The sequence below is a fragment of the Pelorhabdus sp. sgz311001 genome (genome assembly GCF_055901755.1).
The window spans coordinates 560,946-583,180 of record NZ_JBVXUT010000001.1 but is presented as its reverse complement, the minus strand read 5'-3'; the positions used below and the strand labels follow the sequence as shown (position 1 = coordinate 583,180).

Annotated in this window: 24 protein-coding genes; all 24 read right to left on the bottom strand. The window is 42.6% G+C overall.

Annotated elements, in window-relative coordinates; translation table 11 throughout:
- Positions 1-89: 89 nt before the first annotated feature.
- Positions 90-1,532, bottom strand: coding sequence for an Rne/Rng family ribonuclease (locus AC0MXB_RS02945; protein WP_474038104.1), 1,443 nt, complete (start codon positions 1,530-1,532; stop codon positions 90-92).
- 16 nt (positions 1,533-1,548) lie between these two features.
- Positions 1,549-2,253, bottom strand: a complete 705-nt coding sequence (locus AC0MXB_RS02940; protein ID WP_474038102.1) for a TIGR03936 family radical SAM-associated protein — start codon at positions 2,251-2,253, stop codon at positions 1,549-1,551.
- Positions 2,250-4,103, bottom strand: coding sequence for a TIGR03960 family B12-binding radical SAM protein (locus tag AC0MXB_RS02935; protein ID WP_474038101.1), 1,854 nt, complete (start codon positions 4,101-4,103; stop codon positions 2,250-2,252). The genes AC0MXB_RS02940 and AC0MXB_RS02935 overlap by 4 nt, the downstream gene beginning before the upstream one ends.
- A gap of 58 nt (positions 4,104-4,161) precedes the next feature.
- The gene (locus AC0MXB_RS02930) at positions 4,162-5,034 is read right to left on the bottom strand and encodes a site-2 protease family protein (protein ID WP_474038100.1); all 873 of its coding nucleotides are present in this window, start codon (positions 5,032-5,034) and stop codon (positions 4,162-4,164) included.
- 13 nt (positions 5,035-5,047) lie between these two features.
- On the bottom strand, positions 5,048-5,770 hold the full coding sequence (locus AC0MXB_RS02925) for a murein hydrolase activator EnvC family protein (RefSeq protein WP_474038098.1): 723 nt from the start codon (positions 5,768-5,770) through the stop codon (positions 5,048-5,050).
- Between the two features lie 123 nt (positions 5,771-5,893).
- Positions 5,894-7,000 (bottom strand): rod shape-determining protein RodA, encoded by a 1,107-nt coding sequence (gene rodA / locus AC0MXB_RS02920; protein ID WP_474038097.1) that lies wholly within the window; start codon positions 6,998-7,000, stop codon positions 5,894-5,896.
- Between the two features lie 53 nt (positions 7,001-7,053).
- Positions 7,054-7,317 carry a cell division topological specificity factor MinE gene (gene minE / locus AC0MXB_RS02915; protein ID WP_474038096.1) on the bottom strand — a complete coding sequence of 88 codons (264 nt, stop codon included), beginning with the start codon at positions 7,315-7,317 and terminating at the stop codon, positions 7,054-7,056.
- Positions 7,318-7,329: 12 nt separating this feature from the next.
- On the bottom strand, positions 7,330-8,121 hold the full coding sequence (gene minD / locus AC0MXB_RS02910) for a septum site-determining protein MinD (RefSeq protein WP_474038094.1): 792 nt from the start codon (positions 8,119-8,121) through the stop codon (positions 7,330-7,332).
- 15 nt (positions 8,122-8,136) lie between these two features.
- Positions 8,137-8,781, bottom strand: a complete 645-nt coding sequence (gene minC, locus AC0MXB_RS02905; protein ID WP_474038092.1) for a septum site-determining protein MinC — start codon at positions 8,779-8,781, stop codon at positions 8,137-8,139.
- Positions 8,782-8,915: 134 nt separating this feature from the next.
- On the bottom strand, positions 8,916-10,706 hold the full coding sequence (mrdA, locus tag AC0MXB_RS02900; protein ID WP_474038090.1) for a penicillin-binding protein 2: 1,791 nt from the start codon (positions 10,704-10,706) through the stop codon (positions 8,916-8,918).
- A 62-nt stretch (positions 10,707-10,768) separates the two neighbouring features.
- A complete protein-coding gene (gene mreD / locus AC0MXB_RS02895; RefSeq protein WP_474038089.1) occupies positions 10,769-11,263 on the bottom strand; it encodes a rod shape-determining protein MreD in 495 nt (164 codons plus the stop codon).
- Complete coding sequence (mreC, locus tag AC0MXB_RS02890; RefSeq protein WP_474038088.1) at positions 11,260-12,204, bottom strand: rod shape-determining protein MreC; 945 nt, start codon at positions 12,202-12,204, stop codon at positions 11,260-11,262. Before mreC ends, mreD begins: the two co-directional genes overlap by 4 nt.
- A 15-nt stretch (positions 12,205-12,219) precedes the next feature.
- Positions 12,220-13,254, bottom strand: a complete 1,035-nt coding sequence (locus tag AC0MXB_RS02885; protein WP_474038087.1) for a rod shape-determining protein — start codon at positions 13,252-13,254, stop codon at positions 12,220-12,222.
- Between the two features lie 28 nt (positions 13,255-13,282).
- Positions 13,283-13,978 (bottom strand): RadC family protein, encoded by a 696-nt coding sequence (radC, locus tag AC0MXB_RS02880; RefSeq protein WP_474038085.1) that lies wholly within the window; start codon positions 13,976-13,978, stop codon positions 13,283-13,285.
- A complete protein-coding gene (locus AC0MXB_RS02875; protein WP_474038084.1) occupies positions 13,975-14,577 on the bottom strand; it encodes a Maf family protein in 603 nt (200 codons plus the stop codon). Before AC0MXB_RS02875 ends, radC begins: the two co-directional genes overlap by 4 nt.
- 13 nt (positions 14,578-14,590) lie before the next feature.
- Positions 14,591-14,878 (bottom strand): DUF4321 domain-containing protein, encoded by a 288-nt coding sequence (locus AC0MXB_RS02870; protein WP_474038083.1) that lies wholly within the window; start codon positions 14,876-14,878, stop codon positions 14,591-14,593.
- A 163-nt stretch (positions 14,879-15,041) separates the two neighbouring features.
- On the bottom strand, positions 15,042-15,917 hold the full coding sequence (locus AC0MXB_RS02865; protein ID WP_474038082.1) for a LysR family transcriptional regulator: 876 nt from the start codon (positions 15,915-15,917) through the stop codon (positions 15,042-15,044).
- 172 nt (positions 15,918-16,089) lie between these two features.
- Entirely contained in the window at positions 16,090-17,565 is a 1,476-nt protein-coding gene (locus tag AC0MXB_RS02860) for an SLC13 family permease (RefSeq protein WP_474038080.1), read from the bottom strand.
- A gap of 90 nt (positions 17,566-17,655) precedes the next feature.
- The gene (locus tag AC0MXB_RS02855) at positions 17,656-19,071 is read right to left on the bottom strand and encodes a GntP family permease (RefSeq protein WP_474038079.1); all 1,416 of its coding nucleotides are present in this window, start codon (positions 19,069-19,071) and stop codon (positions 17,656-17,658) included.
- Positions 19,072-19,344: 273 nt separating this feature from the next.
- Positions 19,345-19,743, bottom strand: coding sequence for a biotin/lipoyl-containing protein (locus AC0MXB_RS02850; protein WP_474038078.1), 399 nt, complete (start codon positions 19,741-19,743; stop codon positions 19,345-19,347).
- A gap of 42 nt (positions 19,744-19,785) precedes the next feature.
- Positions 19,786-20,103, bottom strand: coding sequence for an OadG family transporter subunit (locus tag AC0MXB_RS02845; RefSeq protein WP_474038077.1), 318 nt, complete (start codon positions 20,101-20,103; stop codon positions 19,786-19,788).
- 55 nt (positions 20,104-20,158) lie between these two features.
- Positions 20,159-20,308 (bottom strand): hypothetical protein, encoded by a 150-nt coding sequence (locus AC0MXB_RS02840; protein WP_474038076.1) that lies wholly within the window; start codon positions 20,306-20,308, stop codon positions 20,159-20,161.
- A 33-nt stretch (positions 20,309-20,341) separates the two neighbouring features.
- Positions 20,342-20,944 carry an LbetaH domain-containing protein gene (locus AC0MXB_RS02835; RefSeq protein WP_474038075.1) on the bottom strand — a complete coding sequence of 201 codons (603 nt, stop codon included), beginning with the start codon at positions 20,942-20,944 and terminating at the stop codon, positions 20,342-20,344.
- 135 nt (positions 20,945-21,079) lie between these two features.
- Complete coding sequence (locus tag AC0MXB_RS02830; RefSeq protein WP_474038074.1) at positions 21,080-22,210, bottom strand: sodium ion-translocating decarboxylase subunit beta; 1,131 nt, start codon at positions 22,208-22,210, stop codon at positions 21,080-21,082.
- Positions 22,211-22,235: the final 25 nt, after the last annotated feature.

Genomic DNA, 22,235 nt, shown 5'->3' with positions numbered 1-22,235 from the left:
TTGTCGAGCGGTTTAGGAAGAACGACTATAAAACAGCCGTCTACAGAATTAAATTTTAACACAAGCCCCTTTTCTTGTCAAACAAAAGTCTACGTTTCATCATAAAGGAGCGAAAAGGAAGCAAAATCAAAAGAATCTACCGTTTCCAGCAAAACTTTGCGACAAATCGCCGTCTCCAGTTCAGTTAAGGCTTCTTTTTCTGATAAGATGGCTGCTACCGCTGGATGAACTTGAATTCTCACATTTCCCGCTAAAACAGATTGTGCAGCCAAATTACGCAATTTCCGCTTAATGCGAAGCGCCACTGTTTCCGGCGAAGGAATGCGGCCACGGCCCTTGCAGCAAGGACAAGGCGTAAACAACGTCGATTCCACATTCTGCCGCGTCTTTTTTCGGGTCATTTCCACAAGGCCTAGCTGCGTCAGACCTAAAATATTCGTCTTGGTCCGATCTTGCTTTAAATGCTGCTCTAACGCACTAAGAACTTGTTGCTGATCTTCGGTCTTATCCATATCAATAAAATCAATAATAATAATGCCGCCAATATCACGCAGCCTTAGCTGCCTGGCAATTTCCGCCGCCGCTTCTAAATTCGTTGTCAACACTGTATCGGCTAAACTTGTCCGTCCAATAAATCGACCGGTATTTACATCAATTACAGTAAGTGCTTCCGTCTTATCAATGACAATATAACCGCCTGACGGCAATTCTACAGTTCTTTGCCCGATTCGTTCCATGGACTCTTCAACACCATAGACGTTAAACAGACTCTGATTACCTTCGTGATAGTGAATTCGATCCAGTAAATTAGGCGACATAAATCGAACAAGATCAATGACTCGTTCATAGGCCTGCTTGTGGTTCACTACAAAGGCTTCAATTGTGTCATCAAGGGAATCCCGCACCAGACGAATCACGAGATCCGCGTCGTGATACAACAGCGCCGGTGACTTAGTGATTTTAGCCCGCGCCGAAATTGCATGCCACAAACTCGTCAAATAGGCGATATCTTTGGCAAGTACCGCCTCACTTTGACCTGCTGCTACGGTTCGAACGATAAGCCCCATGTCAGCAGGTTTTAATTGCTCTGCCAGTCCTCGTAGCCGTTCTTTTTCTGCCGCATCTTCAATGCGACGGGATATTCCGATATAAGAAACCGTCGGCATCAGTACTACATAACGACCTGGCAGCGAAATATGAGTTGTCGCCCGCGGCCCTTTTGTCCCAATTTCATCTTTTAAGATTTGAATCAAAAGATCTTGACCGACTGTAGGCTTTAAAACCCGGCTGCCGTATTCTTGCGGCGCCTTATTTGGTTCACCTACATAGAGAAAAGCGTTTTTTTCACGGCCAATATCAATAAAGGCCGCCTGCATGCCTGGTAAGACATTCTTCACTTTTCCCTTATATACATTGCCCACAAGATGACTAAAAGAAACTCTTTCAATCACCGCTTCCGCCAGTTGTCCGGCTTCCAGTAGGGCCATACGCGTTTCTTCCGGCCAAATATCCACAAGGATCTGCTTTTTCACAGGTCCTTCACCTCCTTTACAAATCTAAAGGGGTCAGTTTCTGGCCCTTATCCAAAATAAAGAGTCCCTGACGATGAATTAATGCTTGTTTTTCTTCGGCTGGAAAACCGTACTGAGCAATTAGCGCAGCTAAAACCTCTTCCGCTTTTACGCTGCCAGTCGGTTTAATATGGAGGGCTAGTGTTAAAATCACCTTGTCCGCTTCCCTTGTTAAGCGTGGCTTTGCGGCAATAAATTCTTTTAAGTCTATCTCCTTGGCGGGCCCTTTATTCTTTAGCTTCGTATAAAAAACAATAGGATCTTTCGTAAAAGCTTCTACCGCTTGCTGTGCTGCTTCCCATGGAAAATCTAGGTCTACGGAAGACGGAATAACGATATCATAAACAGCCAAATTAACGACAGCCATAAGGGCCCGCACAGGCGGCTTCATCGCCTTTCCCTGAAGGAGAGAAATGCCGCGCGGCAAAGCGTTTTGCAAAGCAGCAACAACATCTCGTAACGGTAACTCTTTCGTTAATTCAATATCAAGATACTCGCCGCTGCTTGTCGTTCCCACAGCGAGAGCGGATGCAAAAGAAAATTTCATATGCGGATTGAAGCCTTCTGAATAAGCCATCGGCAGTTTTGCCCGATGCAGCGCCCGTTCGATCGTACGCGTATAATCTAAGTGGGAAATAAATCGAATTTCTTCTTCTTTAGTAATCTGAAAGCGCAGCTTCATTTTTCGTCACTCCAATCAATCACGTTCACCTTAAGATCCTGACAAACGCCGCAGACACCGCACAGTTCCCGGCGGCAATCGACAGTCAAAGTCTCAGCACAGGCTTTGCTGTATTCCGCCAACAAAAAGTCTTTATGCACCCCAGGGCTAAGAATATCCCAAGGTAAAACTTCATCGGCTTCACGCGTCCTATGATTGTAAAAATCAGGATCTAAAGCACATTCATTAAAAGCGTCTTGCCAGGCTTGAGGACGAAATTGTTCTGACCAACTATCAAACTTCGCACCGCCTTGCCATGCTTGATACAGGACTTCGCCTAAACGGCGATCGCCTCTGGCAAAAACGCCTTCCAGCATACTGACAGGCCCTTCGTGATAATTATAAGTAATGCTGCGATCCTTAATAAAACTGCGCAGCAGCTGCTGTTTTCTTTGAATTTCTTCCAAGGTATTCTGACCGAACCACTGAAAAGGCGTCTGCGATTTCGGTACAAAAGAAGACACGCTCACAGTCACTTTAGCCCCGCGTCGACCTTTAATTGTTTGATAGAGACGGACTACCTTATACGCAAGGTCGGCAATCCCCTTAATATCCTCATCTGTTTCCGTTGGCAGTCCGATCATAAAGTATAGCTTAACGCTTGTCCACCCTGAGCGAAAAGCAGCGCCAACGGCTTCCATTAGATTTTCTTCGGTAACACCCTTATTAATTACATCACGCAACCGCTGCGTACCTGCTTCTGGCGCAAAGGTCAAACCGCTTTTGCGGACTTGCTGCACTTTTTTCGCCAACTCAATCGAAAAACTATCAAGACGCAGCGACGGCAACGAAACACTGACTTTGTCCTCTTTTAAATCCTTAGTTAAAATTTCAATTAATGCCGGCAGTTGCGAATAGTCGGCTGAACTTAAAGAAGTCAAAGAAATTTCATTATAACCAGTCGAAGCAATCTGTTCTTTGGCTAAGCGGACTAAGGTTTCTAGTTTTCGCTCCCGTACGGGCCGATAAATCGTGCCCGCCTGACAAAAACGACAGCCCCGTGTACAGCCGCGGAAAAGTTCCAACATGACTCTGTCATGGACAATTTCCGTATAAGGTACGACAGGCTTTGTGGGATAATCAATGCTTTCGAGATCACAGACAACACGCTTAGCAATCGTTGTTGGCGCATTTTTCTCTATGACGTTGATTGCGTCAACACGGCCGTCAGCCAAATAAGTTACTTCATAAAAAGACGGCACATAAATTCCCGCAAGCTTACTAACTAAACGCAAAAAGCCTAAACGGCCTCCTTGTTTACCGGCAAGTTTCCACTCTTTATAAACAGCAACAACTTCTTCAATCACTTCTTCGCCTTCACCGATAATAAAGAAATCAAAAAATGGCGCTAAAGGCTCAGGATTATAAACACAAGGACCGCCGCCAGCCACAAAGGGATGTTCTAAGGTTCTTGCCTCTGACCGTAGCGGAATCCGACCAAGATCCAACATATTTAATATATTGGTATAACTCATCTCATACTGAAGCGTAAAGCCAAGCAGATCAAATTCATAAAGCGGCGTAAAGGTTTCATGGCTAAACAACGGAATTTCTCGCTGCCGCATTTCCTGTTCCATATCGACCCAGGGCGCATAAACACGTTCAGCCGCCGTATCAGAACGCTTATTCAAAATATGATAAAGAATCTTATAACCTAAGTAAGACATCCCAACTTCATAAATATCGGGAAAAGCGAGGGCAAAGGTCACATCAATTGAACTATGCTCTTTAATAATACTATTATGTTCATAACCCGTATACCGAGCTGGTTTTGTCACCTTACTTAATAATGCAGGATCCAAAGTAATCATAAAAGACCTCCTAATTAGAATCATATAGCACTTTCATCTCAAAGATAATCATTTTCTGCTATTCTCTTAGCAGCTCTTCGAAGGAAAGACTTATACCTTTTTGCTGAATCAAAAACCATAACCTTGCTTCAGAAATCTTACCGACTTCATGCCATTGTTCATCAACAATAATGAGTTCATGATACACATCCGGTTGAAAGAGCGGTAATAAACGCTTTACAGAGAGTCGGCTTAATACAGTATACTGCCGTAATGGCAAACAGCCAAGCCGCTTCATACGCTCTTTTTTAAAGGCAAGCAGGCGCATTGTTCGCAGCGAAGCTGTAATTGATTCCGCTTTAGCCGCTTTCTGCAAAAAACAAGCGGCAAGTAAAAAAGTTAAATTGATGGTATGGACATAGTAAAATTCATACCCTACGAGAATGACTAAGAAGTAGCCAATAAAGCGACTCACGGTAATGGTAAAGACCGTAGCACGGCTATAGCCTAGTGTTAAAGCCAATAGAGAGCGAAAAATCCTCCCGCCATCAAGCGGCAGGCCTGGTAATAAATTAAACAAAGCTAGCGATAAATTTACCGTAAAATAAAAGGAAAGTAACTCAGAAGCGATTTGATGCAACAATAAAAAAACGACGCCCGCCAAAAAAAAACTCGCTAAGGGCCCAGCAGCTGCTACAAGGCACTCTTCGAGAACCGCAGCCTCACCTAGACTGGGCGCCAAAGCAACGCCGCCAAATACCGTAAGTTCTACTTTTTCTACGGGGAAACCTAACTTTATTGCCACTAAAACATGAGCGGCCTCATGCCACAACAAAGCAGTAAGCAAAAGCAAAATTTTGCTACCAAAACCAACTACGCTAAAAAATCCGATAAATATCAGAAGGAGTAACGGAACATGAATTGTAACATCACCAATTCTCCCTACGCGCAAAAGCATCCCTTCCTTAACGGGATTTATCCACAAGTCGGCTTAACGGATCAGTCGGCTGCCCATTGACCAGAATTTCAAAAAACAGAGCACCTTCTTGTTTGTCACGTGGCGCTAAATATCCCAGTATCTGCCCCTGTGACACTAGTTCTTGCGGTTTTACCAAGACCTCAGCCATTCCAGCATAGATCGTTTCAAGTTCCGCGCTATGACGAATCACAATTTGCCGTCCGCTCATGTCGCCACTCACTTCAGAAATCTTTCCCTGGGCGGCTGCCCGCACAGCAGTCCCCTGCGGCGCACTAATTACAATACCCGTGCTAGCTGGCTGGCTTGAAGCAGGAATCACACCTTTAGACGCTATTTTATTCGGCGCGCCAAAGGATGCAATCAGCTGACCATGAACCGGAAAAATCATATATTGAAAGGGATCAATCGGTCGAAACGCGGCGGCAAAATCCTTTCCGGTCATAGCCGCAACAGTCGAAGTTATATAAGGAGTTACCGCTGACTGCAACAGCGTTAAATCTGTCTCCACAGTAAGAATCTGTTTTGCTCCATCAAGCAGAAAAAAACCAGCTTCTGTATTAGAAAGTTTCACGAGATACAGACAAAAGAAAATCATTGTTGCCACTATAGTCCGCTTCAGCCAGAGATAATTAGACGGTTCCTCGCCATAAGGCCAGTAATCACGTTCAAAATCTCGATGCAATAACTGCTTTTTCCACCGCTGAAACATCCAATCACCTCACTGCCTTAAAACTTTACTACTACTATATGACAGTGAGGATTTTTTTAACCGTAGAATAAAAAAATACACAAGTAGCCTTGTATATTTTTCTAAACAATAGCATTCAACTAATTAAAACAGGATCTTTTGACGCCGCATATAAATATTGAGCAGTATACCAATGCTAATCATATTTGTCGTAAGCGAACTAACACCATAGCTCATCAGTGGCAACGGAATTCCCGTTACTGGCATAATGCCTGCCGTCATACCTACATTTACGAGAACATGAAAGGTCAGCATAGAGGTAATTCCTGTCGCCAAAATCATGCCAAAATTATCTCTGGCTACGCCAGCTATTTTTACACCACGATAAAGCAAGAGAAAATACAACAATAAAATAATAACAGCACCGATAAAGCCAAGTTCTTCACCAATGACGGCAAAGATAAAGTCAGTATGATTTTCCGGCAAGAAATTCAATTGGCTTTGAGTGCCGCCAAAAAGACCCTTACCAAAAAGCATGCCTGAACCAATCGCAATTTTCGACTGAATAATGTGATAACCTGATCCCAAAGGATCTACATTCGGATCAATAAAAACAGTCAGACGCTTTTTCTGATAATCTTTCAGAAAGTGCCAGAAGATCGGCATTAACGCTAAAGCGCCTCCCATTAACGTGAGAAGATGTTTCATGCTCACACCGGCAATAAAAATCATTCCGAGAAGAATTGCACCAAAGACAAGCGCCGTTCCTAAATCAGGCTGTTTTAATACAAGGAGAAAAGGAATCCCAACATAGACAAAAATCGGTAAGATTTCCCGATAGGTATTTAAATGCCCCTCTCGTTTATCTAGCATATGGGCTAACGAAACAATCATGATCAATTTAGAAAACTCCGAAGGCTGTAAATTAATCGGCCCAATCTGAATCCATCGCTGGGCGCCAAGAGCCGATTGACCTAAAAACATAACAGCTAAGAGCATAACTAAATTAACGCCATATAATACATTGGCCCAACGGCCCAAAGACTTATAGTCAAAATGCAGCATAATAAAAATAATAAAAACATTTACTACAGCAAAAATACCTTGCCGCTGTACATACCAGTAACGGTCATCACTCGGAGTATTGATATGGGTCGCACTACCAATAATAACTAAACTGATAAGCAGCAAAAGTACTGTAACTGTAATCAATCCATAATCCAAATTGCGGAGCAGGCGTTGACTCAGCACGGTAAATGCCCCCCATCTAAAAAATAAATATTTGTCTTTCCCGTCTGTCGCCCTTAGCGGCGTTTCATGCTATTGACGGGAATGTTCGCGATTAATGCGACAGAGCTGCTTTCTTGCGTAAAATTAACTTCCATTTCCGCTTCATTAATATCCATGTATTTTGAAATTACACGAATCATATCTTCTTTCAACAGCTCAAGTACTTCAGGCGAAACACTAGCCCTATCATGAACAAGAACTAAGCGCAGGCGCTCCTTAGCAATGTCTTTAGACGAAGCTTTACTTGGTCCAAACATTTTCTGCAGCAAATTTAGCATGAAGCACCCTCCTTACATACCGAATAATTTTTTCAGTCGATCTAAAAAGCCTTCATGAACCGTTAAATCCATCAACGGTACATTTTCACCAATCAAACGGCGAACAATATTTTTGTAGGCTGTACTAGCAAGTGAACCTGGATTCACAACAGCTGGTTCACCACGATTTGTTGATACGACAATATACTCATCTTCCGGTATAATGCCTAATAAATCAATGGATAAGATTTCAATAATATCATCAATATCCATCATATCGCCTTTTTTAACCATTTGCGGCCGAATCCGATTTACAATCAACTTAGGTCCATTTTTCCCTTCTGATTCCAATAACCCAATGATTCGGTCAGCATCACGTACTGCTGATACCTCCGGCGTTGTAACAATAATAGCGCGATCTGCACCAGCAATCGCATTCTTAAAGCCTTGTTCAATGCCAGCAGGACAGTCAATTAACACATAATCAAAATCCTCTATCAGCTCTGCACAAAGCGCTTTCATTTGTTCAGGATTCACAGCATTTTTATCACGCGTCTGCGCCGCAGGCAATAAATACAAATTCTCATAACGTTTATCACGAATTAAAGCTTGTTTCAGCCGACAATGCCCTTCTGTGACATCAACAAGATCATAGACAATTCGGTTTTCTAGTCCCATTACTACATCAAGATTCCGTAACCCAATATCAGCGTCAATTAGTACAACTTTTTTACCAAGTAACGCAAATCCTGTGCCCAAATTGGCTGTAGTAGTAGTTTTTCCTACGCCGCCCTTGCCTGATGTAATTACAATTACTTCACCCATCTAGCGTGGTCCCCCTTATTTATTTACAGGTTCAATAACAACTTGGCCTTCAACAATCCGCGCCAATTCGCTGCAACCAGGCGGCTCAAGTCTCTCATCAGGCGCACGAGCAATCAAACCAGCAATGCGAATCTGCATTGCCTGAAGACGATTCGCCATAATCGTAGCTGCCTCATTACCGCTGGCACCAGCATGAACAATGCCGCGGCAAACACCGAAAATCATAATATCTTCGTCAGCAACCACTTCCGCGCCGGGATTTACATCCCCTAAAATAACAACAGATCCTGTATATTTTATAACCTGCCCGCTGCGCAAAGTTTTACGCACAACAAGAGCATTTGTTTGGTAGCTTTCTGATCCCAAAAATTCATCAGACGTATCTAATTCTTTTTCAGACAAAGCCGCAGACTCATCAGGAACCACTTCTTGCATCGTAAGTCCATAGTCCGCCAGTAAGCTATAAAGTTGTCCTTTTTGACTTTCGGAAAAAGTCTCAGGTGCTGTCGGTACTTTTACAACAGCGCCAGCCATAAAAAAATTAGCCGCTGATTCTAGTTTCGTACGCAGTTGGGCGAGAATTGCGCTAAAATCAGCCGATTGATCAATAATAAGTTCAATTCCATCTCGATACCCTTTGAAAACAACGGTTTTGCGCATAGTGCGTTCTCCTACATTATAACAAATAAAAAGATTATACTCAGGTACAAGATTCGCTTTCTTTCGCTGATCTCCTTCTGATAATTTTATTCTTTTTCCATGAGAAAAACCCGCATAAGCGGGTCTTTCAGTAATTAAGGCTGCGACGGTAAATGAAAAGCGGCTTCAAAAATACTGCGGGCAATTGGCGCTGCCGAGGAGGTACCAAAACCGCCTTGTTCAACCATGACAACTACAACCACTTCGGGATCATCATAGGGAGCATAGGCAGCAAACCAGCCATGGTCACTGCCATGGGGATTTTCGGCAGTACCCGTTTTCCCAGCAATTTGAATTGGAAAGTTTTGAAATATGCTACCAGCTGTACCGCCTTCTTTTGCTACATCGCGCAAAGATTCGCGGATCAGATTTAACGTTCTTGGTGAAATATCTACACGACCCGTTTCTTCTGGACTGAAAGATTTTAATGTTTCACCATTATTTCCAGTCATTTTACTCACAAGATAAGGCCGATAGCGATGACCCCCATTGGCAATCTGCTCCATAATCTGAGCAACCTGAAGGGGTGTAGCTAATTGAAATCCCTGACCGATTGCAGCATCAAAAGTTTCCGACAAATACCAGTCTTCGCCATATACTTTTTCTTTATAAGCTTTATTGGCTACAAGCCCCTCAGCTTCACCAGGAAGATTAATCCCGGTAGGTACGCCAAGACCAAAGTTTCGCGCGTATTTCTCTAAATTATCAATACCTAACCGATTACCCATTTCATAAAAGTAAACATTATCAGATTTGGCCAAAGCTTCTTGGAAACTAATCCAGCCAAGAGCCTCGCCCTCCGAATTTCCCTTTGGAATAATCCAGTGTTTTCCTGTATCAAGAATTTTTTCTTCTGGTGTTACTTTACCAAGTTCCAAAGCAGCTGTACCAGTAACAACTTTAAATGTCGACCCTGGCGGATATTCACCAGAAATGGCTTTATTATCCATAGGATTAAAGGGATTTTCATTTAACACTTTCCAATCTTTTGAGGAAATCCCTGTACTAAATAAGTTCGGATTAAAAGTAGGTCGCGATACCATTGCTAAAATTTCGCCGGTCTTAGGATTTAGAACAACAGCGCTGGCCGCTTTTGCCTTTTTAAATTGCGTACGAGCCTGCAAATATGCAAGTTGTTTATCAATCGCATCTTCTGCGGCTTTCTGAATATTAGCATCAATAGTCAGCACAAGATTTTTACCAGGAATAGGTTCTTTTTTCCCCAGTACTTGAACAGGCCGCCCAGTTACATCGACTTCTACTTGATCGCCGCCGTCAACCCCACGAATTTCCTTATCATAAACTTTTTCTAAGCCAAATTTACCAATAATATCGCCCATCTTATAGCCGTCTTTTTTCTTTGTTTCTAATTCAGCGTCATTGATTTCACTTACATAACCAAATACATGAGCTGCCAATTCATTATAAACATAGCTACGAATCGGTTGAATTTCGATCATAACGCCAGGCATTTCGCTACGACGCTCTTCAATTTTCGTTACAACATCTGGGCCAATATCATTTTTTATGCGAATTGGCTCGAAATTTTGCGTTGGCTGACTTGCTTTTGCTCGTACTTCCTCTGGAGTCATACCGAGAATCGCTGCCAATTTTTGAATCACTTCATTAGAAAGAGGTCCTGACGTTGGCATAATTGATACTGTAAAGCCTGGTCGACTTGTTACTAGCGAATTACCGTTCCGATCGTAAAAATTGCCTCGTGGCGCCATTATGGGAATCAAACGTATACGATTGCCATCAGCAAGCCGCTCATAATTTTTACCTTGCAGGATCTGTAAAAAGGTAAGACGGCTAATCAGCGCGGCAAACACCAAAACAATGATTATGAAAAATACATCTAAACGATGAGTGCGTTTGATTAACATGACAGCCCTCTTTCCCAGATTAATAAAAAATTGCCTATACTATTATATTCCCGTTGTCACAGTTAATCCGCTCGCTGAAGCTCTTCTAAATTAAGTTTATATATCAGAAGATGCACTGGAATCGCAGCAAGAACATTATAGGCAAGTAGCGGTAAGAAATTATACACTATAAACGGAACCAGTTCAAACGAAAATCCTAAAAGAAGTACCATAAAAATGTAGAAAATATTATGCACGAAAGTCGCAACAATGACCGCCATCAGGGGAAGTAAAAAGTGTTCTTTAAAAACCTGCCGTTCTAGCATGCCTGCGCCATAACCGATCAACATTTTCGCTAAAACATGACAGCCAAATAAACCGCCTGAAGCGAGATCTGCCGTAAGACCTGTAAAGAAGCCAACAGCAACGCCTTTTTCCTTGCCCAGCAACAGCCCTGTTGCTAAAGTCATAATCATGAGCAAATCTGGCTTGACTCCGTTAATTGTAATGATCGGCAAAAGAGCACACTGAATCACAAACCCCAGCATAATCACCATGATCCAGCGAAGGATTTTCATGGTTTCACCGCTCCCTTCGCTGCATCCTTAGCAGCTTCCGACAGTTTTCCTGTCGGATCGGCGGCAGTGGTCCCAGAAGCGCTATTCGGTTTAACCGACGGTAAAACAGGAATAGGCTCACGAGAGTGAACAATAATAAATACTTCTTCTAATCGATCAAAATCAACAGCAGGCTTTAACACCGCATATTTTAACAAGCCGCCTTCATCATTCGCGATATCAATGACGTCGCCGACAGAAATTCCTTTAGGATATAGGCCGCCAAACCCCGATGTAACAATATGATCACCGGCAACAATATCAGCATCGCGTGACAAATTCACCATACGCGGTGCATTATGATTCGCCCCACTGCCTTCCACAATACCGGCAACACGCGATTCTGACCTTTGATTTAAGGCGCCGACTGCGCTGCGAGGATCTAATAGAAGCTGAACTTTTGCCGTAGAACCAAAAACTTGCACAACATTACCGACAAGACCTTGGGGCGTAACGACAGGCATATCTTTCGTAAGACCGTCATTCGTCCCTTTATTAATAACAATGATACTCGTCCAGGTACCTGGATCACGAGCAATGACAGTGGCTGCAACAAGATCAAACTGTGTTGCCTGCTTCTTATAATCAAGCATCAGTTTCAACCGATCATTTTCAGCAGTAATTTCTGTCATATCGGCATTTTGCTGCCGACTTGCTTCAATTTCACTTTTAAGGCGCTGATTTTCCTGATACACTGTAAAAATTTCTGTTGTCGCTGCTACAGTATGACGGATTCCGTAACCAACTTGAGAAAAAACATACTCAAATGGTGATAAAACAGTCGTTAAGGCCTGATCCATAAACGAAAACTGAAATTTTTTGTGCACAGAAGCACTAGCCAAGAGCAAAATGGTACACAAGATGACAACCAAAACTATGGTCTTTTTGCCAAAAAATCGCACTGGAAAGACTCCTTCCTAACCAAGTCGTTTCGGTGTCATCAGGACCCGTTTCAGCATATCGATACTTTCGATGGCCTTGCCTGTTCCATTTGCTACACAAGAAAGCGCATCTTCAGCAATATGCACAGGCATACCTGTTTCATTGCTCAATAACCGATCGAGACCACGCAGAAGCGATCCCCCGCCAGTCATAACAATACCACGATCCATAATATCCGAAGCAAGTTCTGGCGGTGTTTTCTCTAAAGTAACTTTCACAGCTTCTACGATGCCGAAAACCGGCTCACTTAAAGCATGCTGTACTTCACTAGCACGAATTGTAAGTGTTTTAGGTAACCCTGATACAAGATCACGGCCACGAATATCAAGAACTTCATCCTTGGGCAGTGTAAGAGCAGCACCAATTGTAATTTTAATTTCTTCGGCCGTACGTTCGCCAATCATTAAGTTATAAGTACGCTTAATGTACTGTACAATGGCCTCGTCCATTTCATCGCCGCCAATACGAATCGACCGACTTGTTACAATACCGCCAAGAGAAATAACAGCAACTTCCGTTGTACCGCCACCGATATCAACAACCATATTGCCTGTCGGTTCGTGAACAGGCAGACCGGCACCAATGGCTGCGGCCATAGGCTCCTCAATTAAATAAGCTTCTCTGGCGCCAGCTTGGATCGTTGCGTCGATTACGGCACGTTTTTCGACTTCCGTAACACCGCTAGGCACGCCAACAACAACACGCGGACGGACAAAAGATTTTGTATCAATTGTTTTACCAATAAAATATTTTAACATCGATTGGGTTACATCGAAATCAGCAATAACACCATCTTTTAATGGGCGAATCGCTACAATATTGCCAGGAGTTCGTCCAATCATTTGTTTTGCCTCTTCACCAACAGCCAAAATTTCTCCAGTATCTTTTTGTATCGCAACAACAGAAGGCTCTCTTAAAACAATCCCTCTGCCTTTTAAGTGAACTAATGTGTTGGCTGTACCTAAATCAATTCCCATATCTCGGGAAAAAGATCCAAATAATTTAAACATCTAATGATACTCCTTTCAGTCCCTATACTTATTCTATTATGCCCTGTTCTTTTAAGCTAACATACTTGCCGTCCCCGATTATCACGTGATCAAGTACAGCAATATCAAGAATTTTACCGCCGTCCACTAATTGTTTTGTCAAATCTATATCTTCTCTACTCGGCTTAGGATCACCGCTTGGATGATTATGAATTAAAATCATAGCCGCAGCACTGTGATTAATTGCTTCACGAAAAACTTCCCGCGGATGGACAATTGCAGCATTTAAACTTCCTACTGCAATGGTCGGCTGCGCCACTACATGGTTTTTTGTTGAAAGCAGCAAAACAATAAAATGCTCCTTCGTCGCATAGCGCAGTCGCGGCATCATATAATCAGCTGCATCCTTGGGGCCATGAATGACAAAACGATCAACTTGGGCCAGCTGACCCAAGCGCCGGCCTAATTCAAAAGCCGCTACAATAGTCGCAGCTTTCGCCAAACCGATTCCCTTGATCCGGCTTAGTTCTTTTACAGTCAACATACTAAGGCGGGCTAGTCCCTTCGTTTCACTCAAAATTCTTTCTGATAAATGAACGGCAGATTCGCTTACAGTCCCTGTGTGAAGAATAATCGCCAGTAAATCCATATTACTAAGCGCTTCTGGTCCAGTTCGAATCAATTTCTCCCGCGGCCGTTCTTCCGCTGGCCAAGTTTTCAAGACAAACGATGAACCATCATTCATAATAGTCGCATCCCTGTTTGTTGAAGTAGTTTTGCCACCACGGAAAGCGGCAACCCGACTACATTCGTGTAATCTCCTTCTATTTTTTCCACAAATAAGGCGCCAAGTCCTTGAATGGCATAACCGCCTGCTTTATCAAGGGGTTCCTTGGTCGCCACATAAGAAGCAATCTCTTTAGAGTCAATCGCTCGAAAAGTAACTTTTGTTAGGGCATAATCTGCTAGTAACGTAACAGCTTCGCCTTCACCTGGATAAAACAAGACAGCTACTCCCGTAATCACATCATGCGTTTTTCCGGCTAAGCTGTGTAGCATCGCCATAGCATCACTGGCATCTTTAGGCTTACCATAAAGTTGTCCGTTTGCTGCAACAATTGTATCAGCGCCAATAATACAGTCTTTTTGATGTGCTGTTTCAGTTAAATTCCATTTTGCCATAACGGCCTGTGCTTTTTGCTTTGCTTGGAGCACAGCCAAATCAATCGGCGCCATGTGCTGTTCATTGTCTTCCTCAACATCACTGACAACGACAACATAAGGCATTCGAATTTGCTCCAATAATTCCCTTCTTCTTGGTGAAGCAGATGCTAAAACAATCATTTCCTAAGCCCCCTTAAAAACGCCGATACAGAAAAACAGCTACAAACATCCCTAAGAGGCTGACTAAATTAGGATATATAGAAAACCCGAAAACAAATCGGATTATATACAAATTCACAGTCATTGGGGGAACATCTAAAATGGGATAAGCCTTCACTAAGTAGGGAGCAATTCCTACAAGCATGGAAGAATTTGCAATCATCTCACCTAGAATTCCTCCAACTACAGCTCCTGTTAATAAAAAAAGTAAAAACAAACCGGCATTTTTTGTTTGTCCGCCTCGCACCTTGCGTCCCTCCATTATCTCTTTACCTTCAGCCTTATTTTTCTACAGACAAACAAAGAAATCCTTGTAACCCACAAGGATTTGCAGCAACTTACTTGTTCGATGCTGGAGAAGAAAACCTTACGTTTAATTTTAGCCGATTCCTGTCACTTATGCAATAGAAATGCAATGAAGAGATTTAGGAAAAGTAATGCAAAATAAAATCTTTGAATTTTACAGCTGCTGGCGATAAGTACCGATTACGTCCCCAACCCAGTTGAACAGACCGGCAACATTTATAATCATCAATTGGTAAAAAAGAAACATTATATTGATTTAAGCCTGATACACGCGGTATTAATGCCATTCCCAAACCAGCTTCGACCAAACCAACAAGCGTCCATATTTCATCGCCTTCAAAAGCAATACGCGGTGTAAGTCCTGCCTCTAGAAAGAACTGATCCAGTAAGACCCGCAAACCATAATCCTTCTTTAAGCTAATCAACGGTTCCTCGGCCAATTCTTTTAAAGAAATACTAGCCCGGGCTGCCAACGGATGCTTTTCCGTAGAAACAGCAAAAATTTCCTCCTGAAATAAAGGCTCTGCTTCAATAAGATTTTCATCATAGGGCGATGAAAAAATACATAGATCAATAGCCCCGTCAGCCAATTCTTCTAGCATAACATGGCTCGCATTTTGAGAAAATTTAAATTCAATAAAGGGATGCTGCAACCGAAAACTACCAAGTAAACTAGGTAAAAGATTCGGCCCTAGGGAATGAATAAAAGCAATTGAAACAGTACCATAGTCAGGATCTAGCATTTCCTGAATTACTTTTTTACCTGTATCTAATTCTAACAACGCCTTTTCTACATGTTTTAAGAAAATATGACCATATCGATTGAGCTGTAAACTCTTCCCTTTTCGCTCAAAGAGCGGGAATCCTAGCTCTTCTTCTAATTTTGCAATAGAGCGGCTTAAGGCAGGCTGAGAAATTGAAAGCCGGTCTGCGGCCTTGGTCATATGTTCTAATTGCGCCACCATCTTAAAGTAAGTTAATTGGCTCCATTCCATTCATTTTCGCCTCCCTTTTTATTATATAACTTTTTTGCATTAAATCAATGTAAAATATGCATTGGAAACATAAAAGAAATCCTTGTATAGTATAGATAAATAATTAAAGGCCTGACAATCAGAAGATTGTCAGGCCCAAGTTCTAGCAGTAAAAAGTAAGTAGCTTATTTAATTAAAGCATTCCCGTCCAAGTCCAGTAAGTGAAGACAAAGAGGAAATAAAGCGCAATACCGACGATTGTCATCGGAATACCGACTTTAATCATATCTTTTGTTTCAAAAGTATCGGTAGCATAAGGAATCATGGCTTGTGGTGAATGAACCGGCAAAATGAAGGCAAAATATACGCAGAAGGTAGAAAGCATAACCATACCAACCATCGGCAGTTGCGGATTATTCAAGCTGAGTAAAAAGCCTACAACAGTTGGTACTACTGCAGCCGTTGCCGAAGTGATACTGGCAAAAGCGAAGCGAAGAATCAAAATGCCTACTGTAATTGTAGCAATCATAACATATAGAGGCATATTACCTACGCCTAACGCACCAAGCGAGCTTTTCGCCAACCAGATAGCAGCACCAGAGGACAGCAGCATTTCGCCTAAGGAAATCCCAGCACCAAAGAGAAGAATGGTACCCCAATCGACCTTGTTCACAACATCTTTAAATGTTGCTACACCGGAATAAGGTGAAAGCATAAGCAGAACTGAGAAAATAGCCACTGTATTGGCATCAATATGATGGAAAGACTCTGTAGCCCAGCCTACGATTGTTAAAGCAAAAATTACAGATATTTTTCTTTCCAGTTTACTCATTGGTCCAAGTTCAGCGATGGCTTTATCAACGGTTTCTTTACCGCCAGGAACTTCTTTAAATTCAAATTTTGTCATACGAGTAATGATAAAGTAGAATGCAATGGACATAGCGATACAGAAAGGCTCAGCCCACATAAACCATTGACCCCAAGACACAGGTGAATTTAATGATTTTGATAAAAAGCCGCTGGCAACAGCATTTGGAGCGCCACCAGAAAGTACGCCAATACCGGAGATTGATGTGCCAATCGCAATGCAGACTAAAAGCTGTCTAGCAAACTGGCTTTTCTTATCCAATTTAAATGCAGCAATAAGACCCATAGCAATCGGTGTTAAAGTAGCTGCACGAGCTGTGATCGAAGGGATCAGGAAAGTCAGAATTAAAGTAACAAGAATCATACCCGCAAAGATACTATTTGTTTTAGTACCAACCATTTTGATAATTGTTAAAGCAATTCTTTTTTCCAGGCCAGTGTGCAATATACAAGCCGCCATAAACAGACCTGCCGCTACAAGCACCCAGCCCGTGTTAATAAAACCACTGAGAGCTAAAGGAATCGCTTTGCCTGTGCCCAGTAAAGCGCCTTCTACGCCTTTAGCGGGAGCAAAGCCAACAAATATAATTAGAAAAGCAATAATGCCAATTGCACTCACAGGATACGAAACAGCTTCGGAAATCCACATGATAACGGCAAACAAGAGTACTGCTAACACTCTCTGCCCGGCTGTTGATAAACCGCCGCCAGGATTCGGCATAAATGCAACGCCTAACATTACAACAAGACCGATAATGATCCAGAGAATTTTCCCTGGTGCCGGTGATTTTTTATCTGCCATGATAAAACCTCCTTGGATGAATAACTAAGTTACTGCCTTACTTTCATTTCTAGCAAAAGCCACTACTATTCTTCCCCTTTACTGTTTCACTTATACGATACCAGTAACGCTATACCAAGCTACAATCGCAAAAGCCACTAAAACCTTTAAACCTGTTAATACGGCAATATCGCCATAGGCTTCTTTATAAGCCAAACCGCAAACTCCCATCAATGTCAGCAAAGCGCCATTATGCGGCAGTGTATCAAGGCCAGATGAAGCGAGGCAGACAACACGATGAAGAATTTCCGGCGACATTCCGATACTATTCGCCCAAGCCAGCCAGTCATGGCCTAAAAGACCAAGAGCGATCGTCATCCCGCCAGAAGCTGAACCGGAAAGTACGATCATGACATTGGTTGTAATAACTTCGGAAATCAGCGGACCAGAACCAATATGCAGATTTAAAAGCCCTTCTTTGACAATTTGGAAACTGCCTAAGCTTGTAATAACGCTACCAAAAGCAAATACGGAAGCTGTGTTCATAACTGCAGCTAAGGAAGAATGTGCGCCAGCATTCAGCTGTTTTGCAAACCCTTGTTCTTTTAAGCGTTTACGGCCTAAAATCAAAGCGGCAACTGAAGCAACAGCCAAAGCAATTTCTAATGACCAAAGCGCCTGTGTTTTATCAACAGATGTGCTTAACAACGGTAATTTCAACGCTTTTAGCGGTTCTAAGAGAGCTGACTGCCAGTGATAAGCCCAAGACCAACCAAAGGGATTGCTTAAAAAAAGATTTAAGCCAAGAATTATGACAAAAGGAATCAACGAAATTTTCCACGAAGGCAATTTGCTTTCGTCAATTGGATCAGGTTCATTGAGCGTATGGTTGCCATAACCTTCGCCTTTCGCGGCCAAAGTTTTGTAACGGTAAGTTAACCAGCCCCAAGCAATAAAGAAGAAGGCTAAACCGCTTATAATACTGTCGATAGGAGCAGCCCATGTCGAAGTACCAAAAAATACGGAAGGAACGATATTCTGAATTTGCGGTGTACCAGGAAAAGCCACCATGGCATAGGAGAAAATTCCCATCCAAAGCGTCGCTGGCATGAGGCGTTTCGGAATATCCGCAGCCCGAAATAAGAAGGCAGCTACTGGATATAAAACAAAGACCCCAACAAATACATTAATACCGCCGTAAGTCATTAATCCGCCGCCTAACAAAACAGCCAAAATAGCTCTTTCCTTGCCAAGTTTTTTGGCAATCATATTAGCCAACGATCCAACCATACCGCTCTGCTCCATCAATCGCGCAAAGACGGCGCCTAATAAAAACACAGGATAGTACAGCTTGATAAATTCCGCTGCTTTCGTCATATAAAGTTCGCCGTAAACCGGCATAATAGCCATGCTTCCTACCGAAGCAGCTAGCATAGCAAATAAAGGAGCAAGAATAATAATGGAAAAACCACGGTAAGCAAATACAATGAGTAGCATCAGACTAAGAGCAATCATAAGTAATTCCATACACGTCACCTGATTTCTATATTTATCTTATCATAGGGATTTCTGCATTTACAATTTTTGGCACGACTTCTATGCCAAAAAATATTTACCCTATCATCTTTCCATCAGGAGGCTGTTTTCATTTGAGGCACGGAGATTCACTCTTAAATCCTAGGTCTCATTATATTGAAAATAAAAAGTCTCGAAATTTATTAAATGATGAGCAATATTCTGACATATATTCGTGCAAAATTGCAAAGACCAAGAAGCCTTAACGGCTTCTTGGTGTTTTTTTTAGCCGATTACGATCAGCGGAGTGCCAGCTTGTACGGGGTCGCCAGCTTTTACCAGAATTTCTTTTACAACGCCGTCAGCGCTGGAAAGAACTGGATTGTGCATTTTCATAGCTTCCATAACGATCAGTTCCTGACCATTTTTTACAGCGTCGCCAACACTTACTTTAATGCTGATAATTTTACCAGGCATAGGTGAAGCAACTTTTGTGCCAGGGCCGCCAGCGGAAGGAGCAGGAGCTGCTTTCGGTGCTGGTGCAGGTGCTGCTGCCGGAGCAGGAGCTGCTTTCGGTGCTGCTACAGGAGCTGCTTTCGGTGCTGCTGGAGCTGCTACGCCGCCGATTTCTTCAACAGCGACTTCATAAGTTTTACCATTTACTGTGATTGAATAATTTTTCATGATAAATCCTCCTTCAATATCATACAATCATTTTTTCCTTGCTTATAGGCCGCCCATAAGATCCTGACGACCAGACATTACCCAAGCTTCTCCGCCGCGGCTAATGCTTACAATGTTTACATTAGCACCTTCGGAAATTGCCGCAATTGCAGCTGTAATCACTGCAATCAACTCACTGTCATCTTCTTCGACAGGAGCTGCCGCAACTGGAGTAGCTGCCGGAGCTGCTGGCGTTGCCGCCATCGCTGCCGGAGCAGTTGGATTATTCTGCTCTTCTCTTTTTTCTTGTGCTTCTGACATTACTTTCCAAACATAGCAGACCACAAGAATTATAACTAGAGCTATAAAAAATGTCAACATGAGGTATTTCCCCCCCTTTCACAGATACGTACTGACTACATTGCAGCCAGCACTTTTACTTTTTACTATCAGAACCGTCTGCCAGACTACTATGTTCCATCTCTTCACGAAGTTGAGCAAGCATTTTTTTCTGCTCTTTTCGCACGACACAGAAATAATAACCTAGTGTGACGATCATGCCTAGCACAAAAGCGGTCACATTCAAGTGTATCACCTCGTTCAAGGGTTATTGCTAAAATCAAGGGAAAGAAGGCGACATATGACCATAGGCTTCTAAATAACTCTTCGCCAAATCGGTATTAACTTCTACCACTTCGGCGTTGAATCCTTTCAGGTCTTCCGGTACCTCACTCAGTTTTGCTACCTCTTCGACGGAAGTAACAATTGCACCATGAGGAACAAATTTACCATCAGGAATTGTTACGCCGATAACTTTAGCCCCATGGCCAACAAAGCAGTTATCACCGATTACTGAAGAGTGAACAACTGTATTAAAACCGATAAAGGAATTTGTGCCAATTGCCGCAGGTCCATGAATAATGCAAGCATGAGCACAGGAAGATTTTTCGCCTACAAAAATAGAATAATTTTGCCCGTTTCGTTGTACTGCTTTGTCCTTTAATCCATGCATAATTACATTGTCTTGCACATTGACGTTATCGCTAAGATGAATAGTACCGCCTTCGTCAGCCCGTAGGCTGGCTCCAGGACTAACTAAAACATGTTTGCCAACTTCTACTTTACCAATTAAGGTTGCTGTAGGAGAAATAAAGGAGTATTCCGATACTTCCGGAGTAAACGCGCCAGAAAACCAGGGAGTTTTTATACTTTTTCCAATCATAGTATTCGCTCCAATCAAATTCGAGTATCGTACAATCTTAAGAAAAAGAAACCAGTTTCACTATTCCGGGAAAATTAGGAAACCATAATGCAGAACTTACAAAGAGTTCTGCATTATGATTTAAAAAACCTTTAATTAATGAACGCCTAGGAGCGCCAGCATGATACCACCGGAAATGGCTGTACCAAATACACCAGCAAGGTTTGGTCCCATAGCATGCATAATCAAGAAGTTGTAAGGATTTTCTTTTAAAGCAACTACGTGAGCAACACGCGCTGCGATAGGTACCGAAGCAATACCAGCCGAACCGATCAAAGGATTGATTTTTCCGCCGGAAAGTTTGTACATAATACGTCCGCCGATAATACCGGAGAAAGTACCGCCAGCAAAAGCGATCAAACCAAGAACAACGATTTCAATCGTTTCGAAAGTCAAGAAAGTATCAGCATTCATAGTGGAACCGATAGCAACCGTCAACGTAATGATGATGATATTGATCAAATCATTTGCTGCTGTTTGAGCCAAACGATCAACCACGCCGCATTCACGAAGCAAGTTGCCAAGCATCAGCATCGTGATGAGCGGAGCAACTGGAGGAAGTAACAAGTCAACAATAACAGCGATAACCATTGGGAATACGATTTTTTCTAAACGGCTTACAGGACGAACCTGCGTCATGATAACCATGCGTTCTTTTTTCGTTGTGAAGAGTTTCATGATTGGCGGCTGAATGAGTGGCATCAGTGCCATGTAGGAATAAGCTGCTACGGAAATCTGTGGTAACAAATGCGGTGCTAATTTCATGGTAACGAAGATAGCCATTGGGCCGTCAGCGCCGCCGATAATACCGATTGCGCCAGCTTCTGCTAAGGAGAAGCCCAGCATTTTAGCGCCAATTAATGCAATAAAGATACCTAAATGAGCTGCAGCTCCCAAGATAATAACACTTGGATTCGAAATCATCGGTCCAAAGTCAGTCATTGCGCCAACGCCGAGGAAAATCAGCGGAGGAATAATAATGAGAGCAACCCCCTGGTAAGCATACCAGAACAATCCGCCTGGGTCCGCTAACCCAGATCCCGGAGCGTTTGTTACGATACAAGCAAAACCAATACCAATTAAGAGTAATGGTTCGTATTTTTTCACAATTGCTAAGAAAACGAAAACAATACCGACGAGCATCATGATAATGTTGCCATACCATAAATGCATTACGCCAGTCTGATTGACCATGTCAATCATCAGTGAGCCTATTTGTTCAAGCATGTAGTTGTTTACCTCCTATAAAAAT

Coding starts and splice junctions, on each gene's coding strand:
- mreD (WP_474038089.1), bottom strand. CDS start 11,263: ATGAAAATCCTTCGCTGGATCATGGTGATTATGCTGGGGTTTGTGATT.
- AC0MXB_RS02835 (WP_474038075.1), bottom strand. CDS start 20,944: ATGATTGGAAAAAGTATAAAAACTCCCTGGTTTTCTGGCGCGTTTACT.
- AC0MXB_RS02925 (WP_474038098.1), bottom strand. CDS start 5,770: ATGTTTCAGCGGTGGAAAAAGCAGTTATTGCATCGAGATTTTGAACGT.
- AC0MXB_RS02855 (WP_474038079.1), bottom strand. CDS start 19,071: ATGGAATTACTTATGATTGCTCTTAGTCTGATGCTACTCATTGTATTT.
- AC0MXB_RS02935 (WP_474038101.1), bottom strand. CDS start 4,103: ATGATTACTTTGGATCCTGCATTATTAAGTAAGGTGACAAAACCAGCT.
- AC0MXB_RS02860 (WP_474038080.1), bottom strand. CDS start 17,565: ATGGCAGATAAAAAATCACCGGCACCAGGGAAAATTCTCTGGATCATT.
- AC0MXB_RS02885 (WP_474038087.1), bottom strand. CDS start 13,254: ATGTTTAAATTATTTGGATCTTTTTCCCGAGATATGGGAATTGATTTA.
- AC0MXB_RS02940 (WP_474038102.1), bottom strand. CDS start 2,253: ATGAAGCTGCGCTTTCAGATTACTAAAGAAGAAGAAATTCGATTTATT.
- AC0MXB_RS02850 (WP_474038078.1), bottom strand. CDS start 19,743: ATGAAAAATTATTCAATCACAGTAAATGGTAAAACTTATGAAGTCGCT.
- AC0MXB_RS02845 (WP_474038077.1), bottom strand. CDS start 20,103: ATGTTGACATTTTTTATAGCTCTAGTTATAATTCTTGTGGTCTGCTAT.
- minE (WP_474038096.1), bottom strand. CDS start 7,317: ATGCTAAATTTGCTGCAGAAAATGTTTGGACCAAGTAAAGCTTCGTCT.
- mrdA (WP_474038090.1), bottom strand. CDS start 10,706: ATGTTAATCAAACGCACTCATCGTTTAGATGTATTTTTCATAATCATT.
- minD (WP_474038094.1), bottom strand. CDS start 8,121: ATGGGTGAAGTAATTGTAATTACATCAGGCAAGGGCGGCGTAGGAAAA.
- AC0MXB_RS02875 (WP_474038084.1), bottom strand. CDS start 14,577: ATGATTGTTTTAGCATCTGCTTCACCAAGAAGAAGGGAATTATTGGAG.
- AC0MXB_RS02865 (WP_474038082.1), bottom strand. CDS start 15,917: ATGGAATGGAGCCAATTAACTTACTTTAAGATGGTGGCGCAATTAGAA.
- radC (WP_474038085.1), bottom strand. CDS start 13,978: ATGAATGATGGTTCATCGTTTGTCTTGAAAACTTGGCCAGCGGAAGAA.
- minC (WP_474038092.1), bottom strand. CDS start 8,781: ATGCGCAAAACCGTTGTTTTCAAAGGGTATCGAGATGGAATTGAACTT.
- AC0MXB_RS02870 (WP_474038083.1), bottom strand. CDS start 14,878: ATGGAGGGACGCAAGGTGCGAGGCGGACAAACAAAAAATGCCGGTTTG.
- AC0MXB_RS02830 (WP_474038074.1), bottom strand. CDS start 22,210: ATGCTTGAACAAATAGGCTCACTGATGATTGACATGGTCAATCAGACT.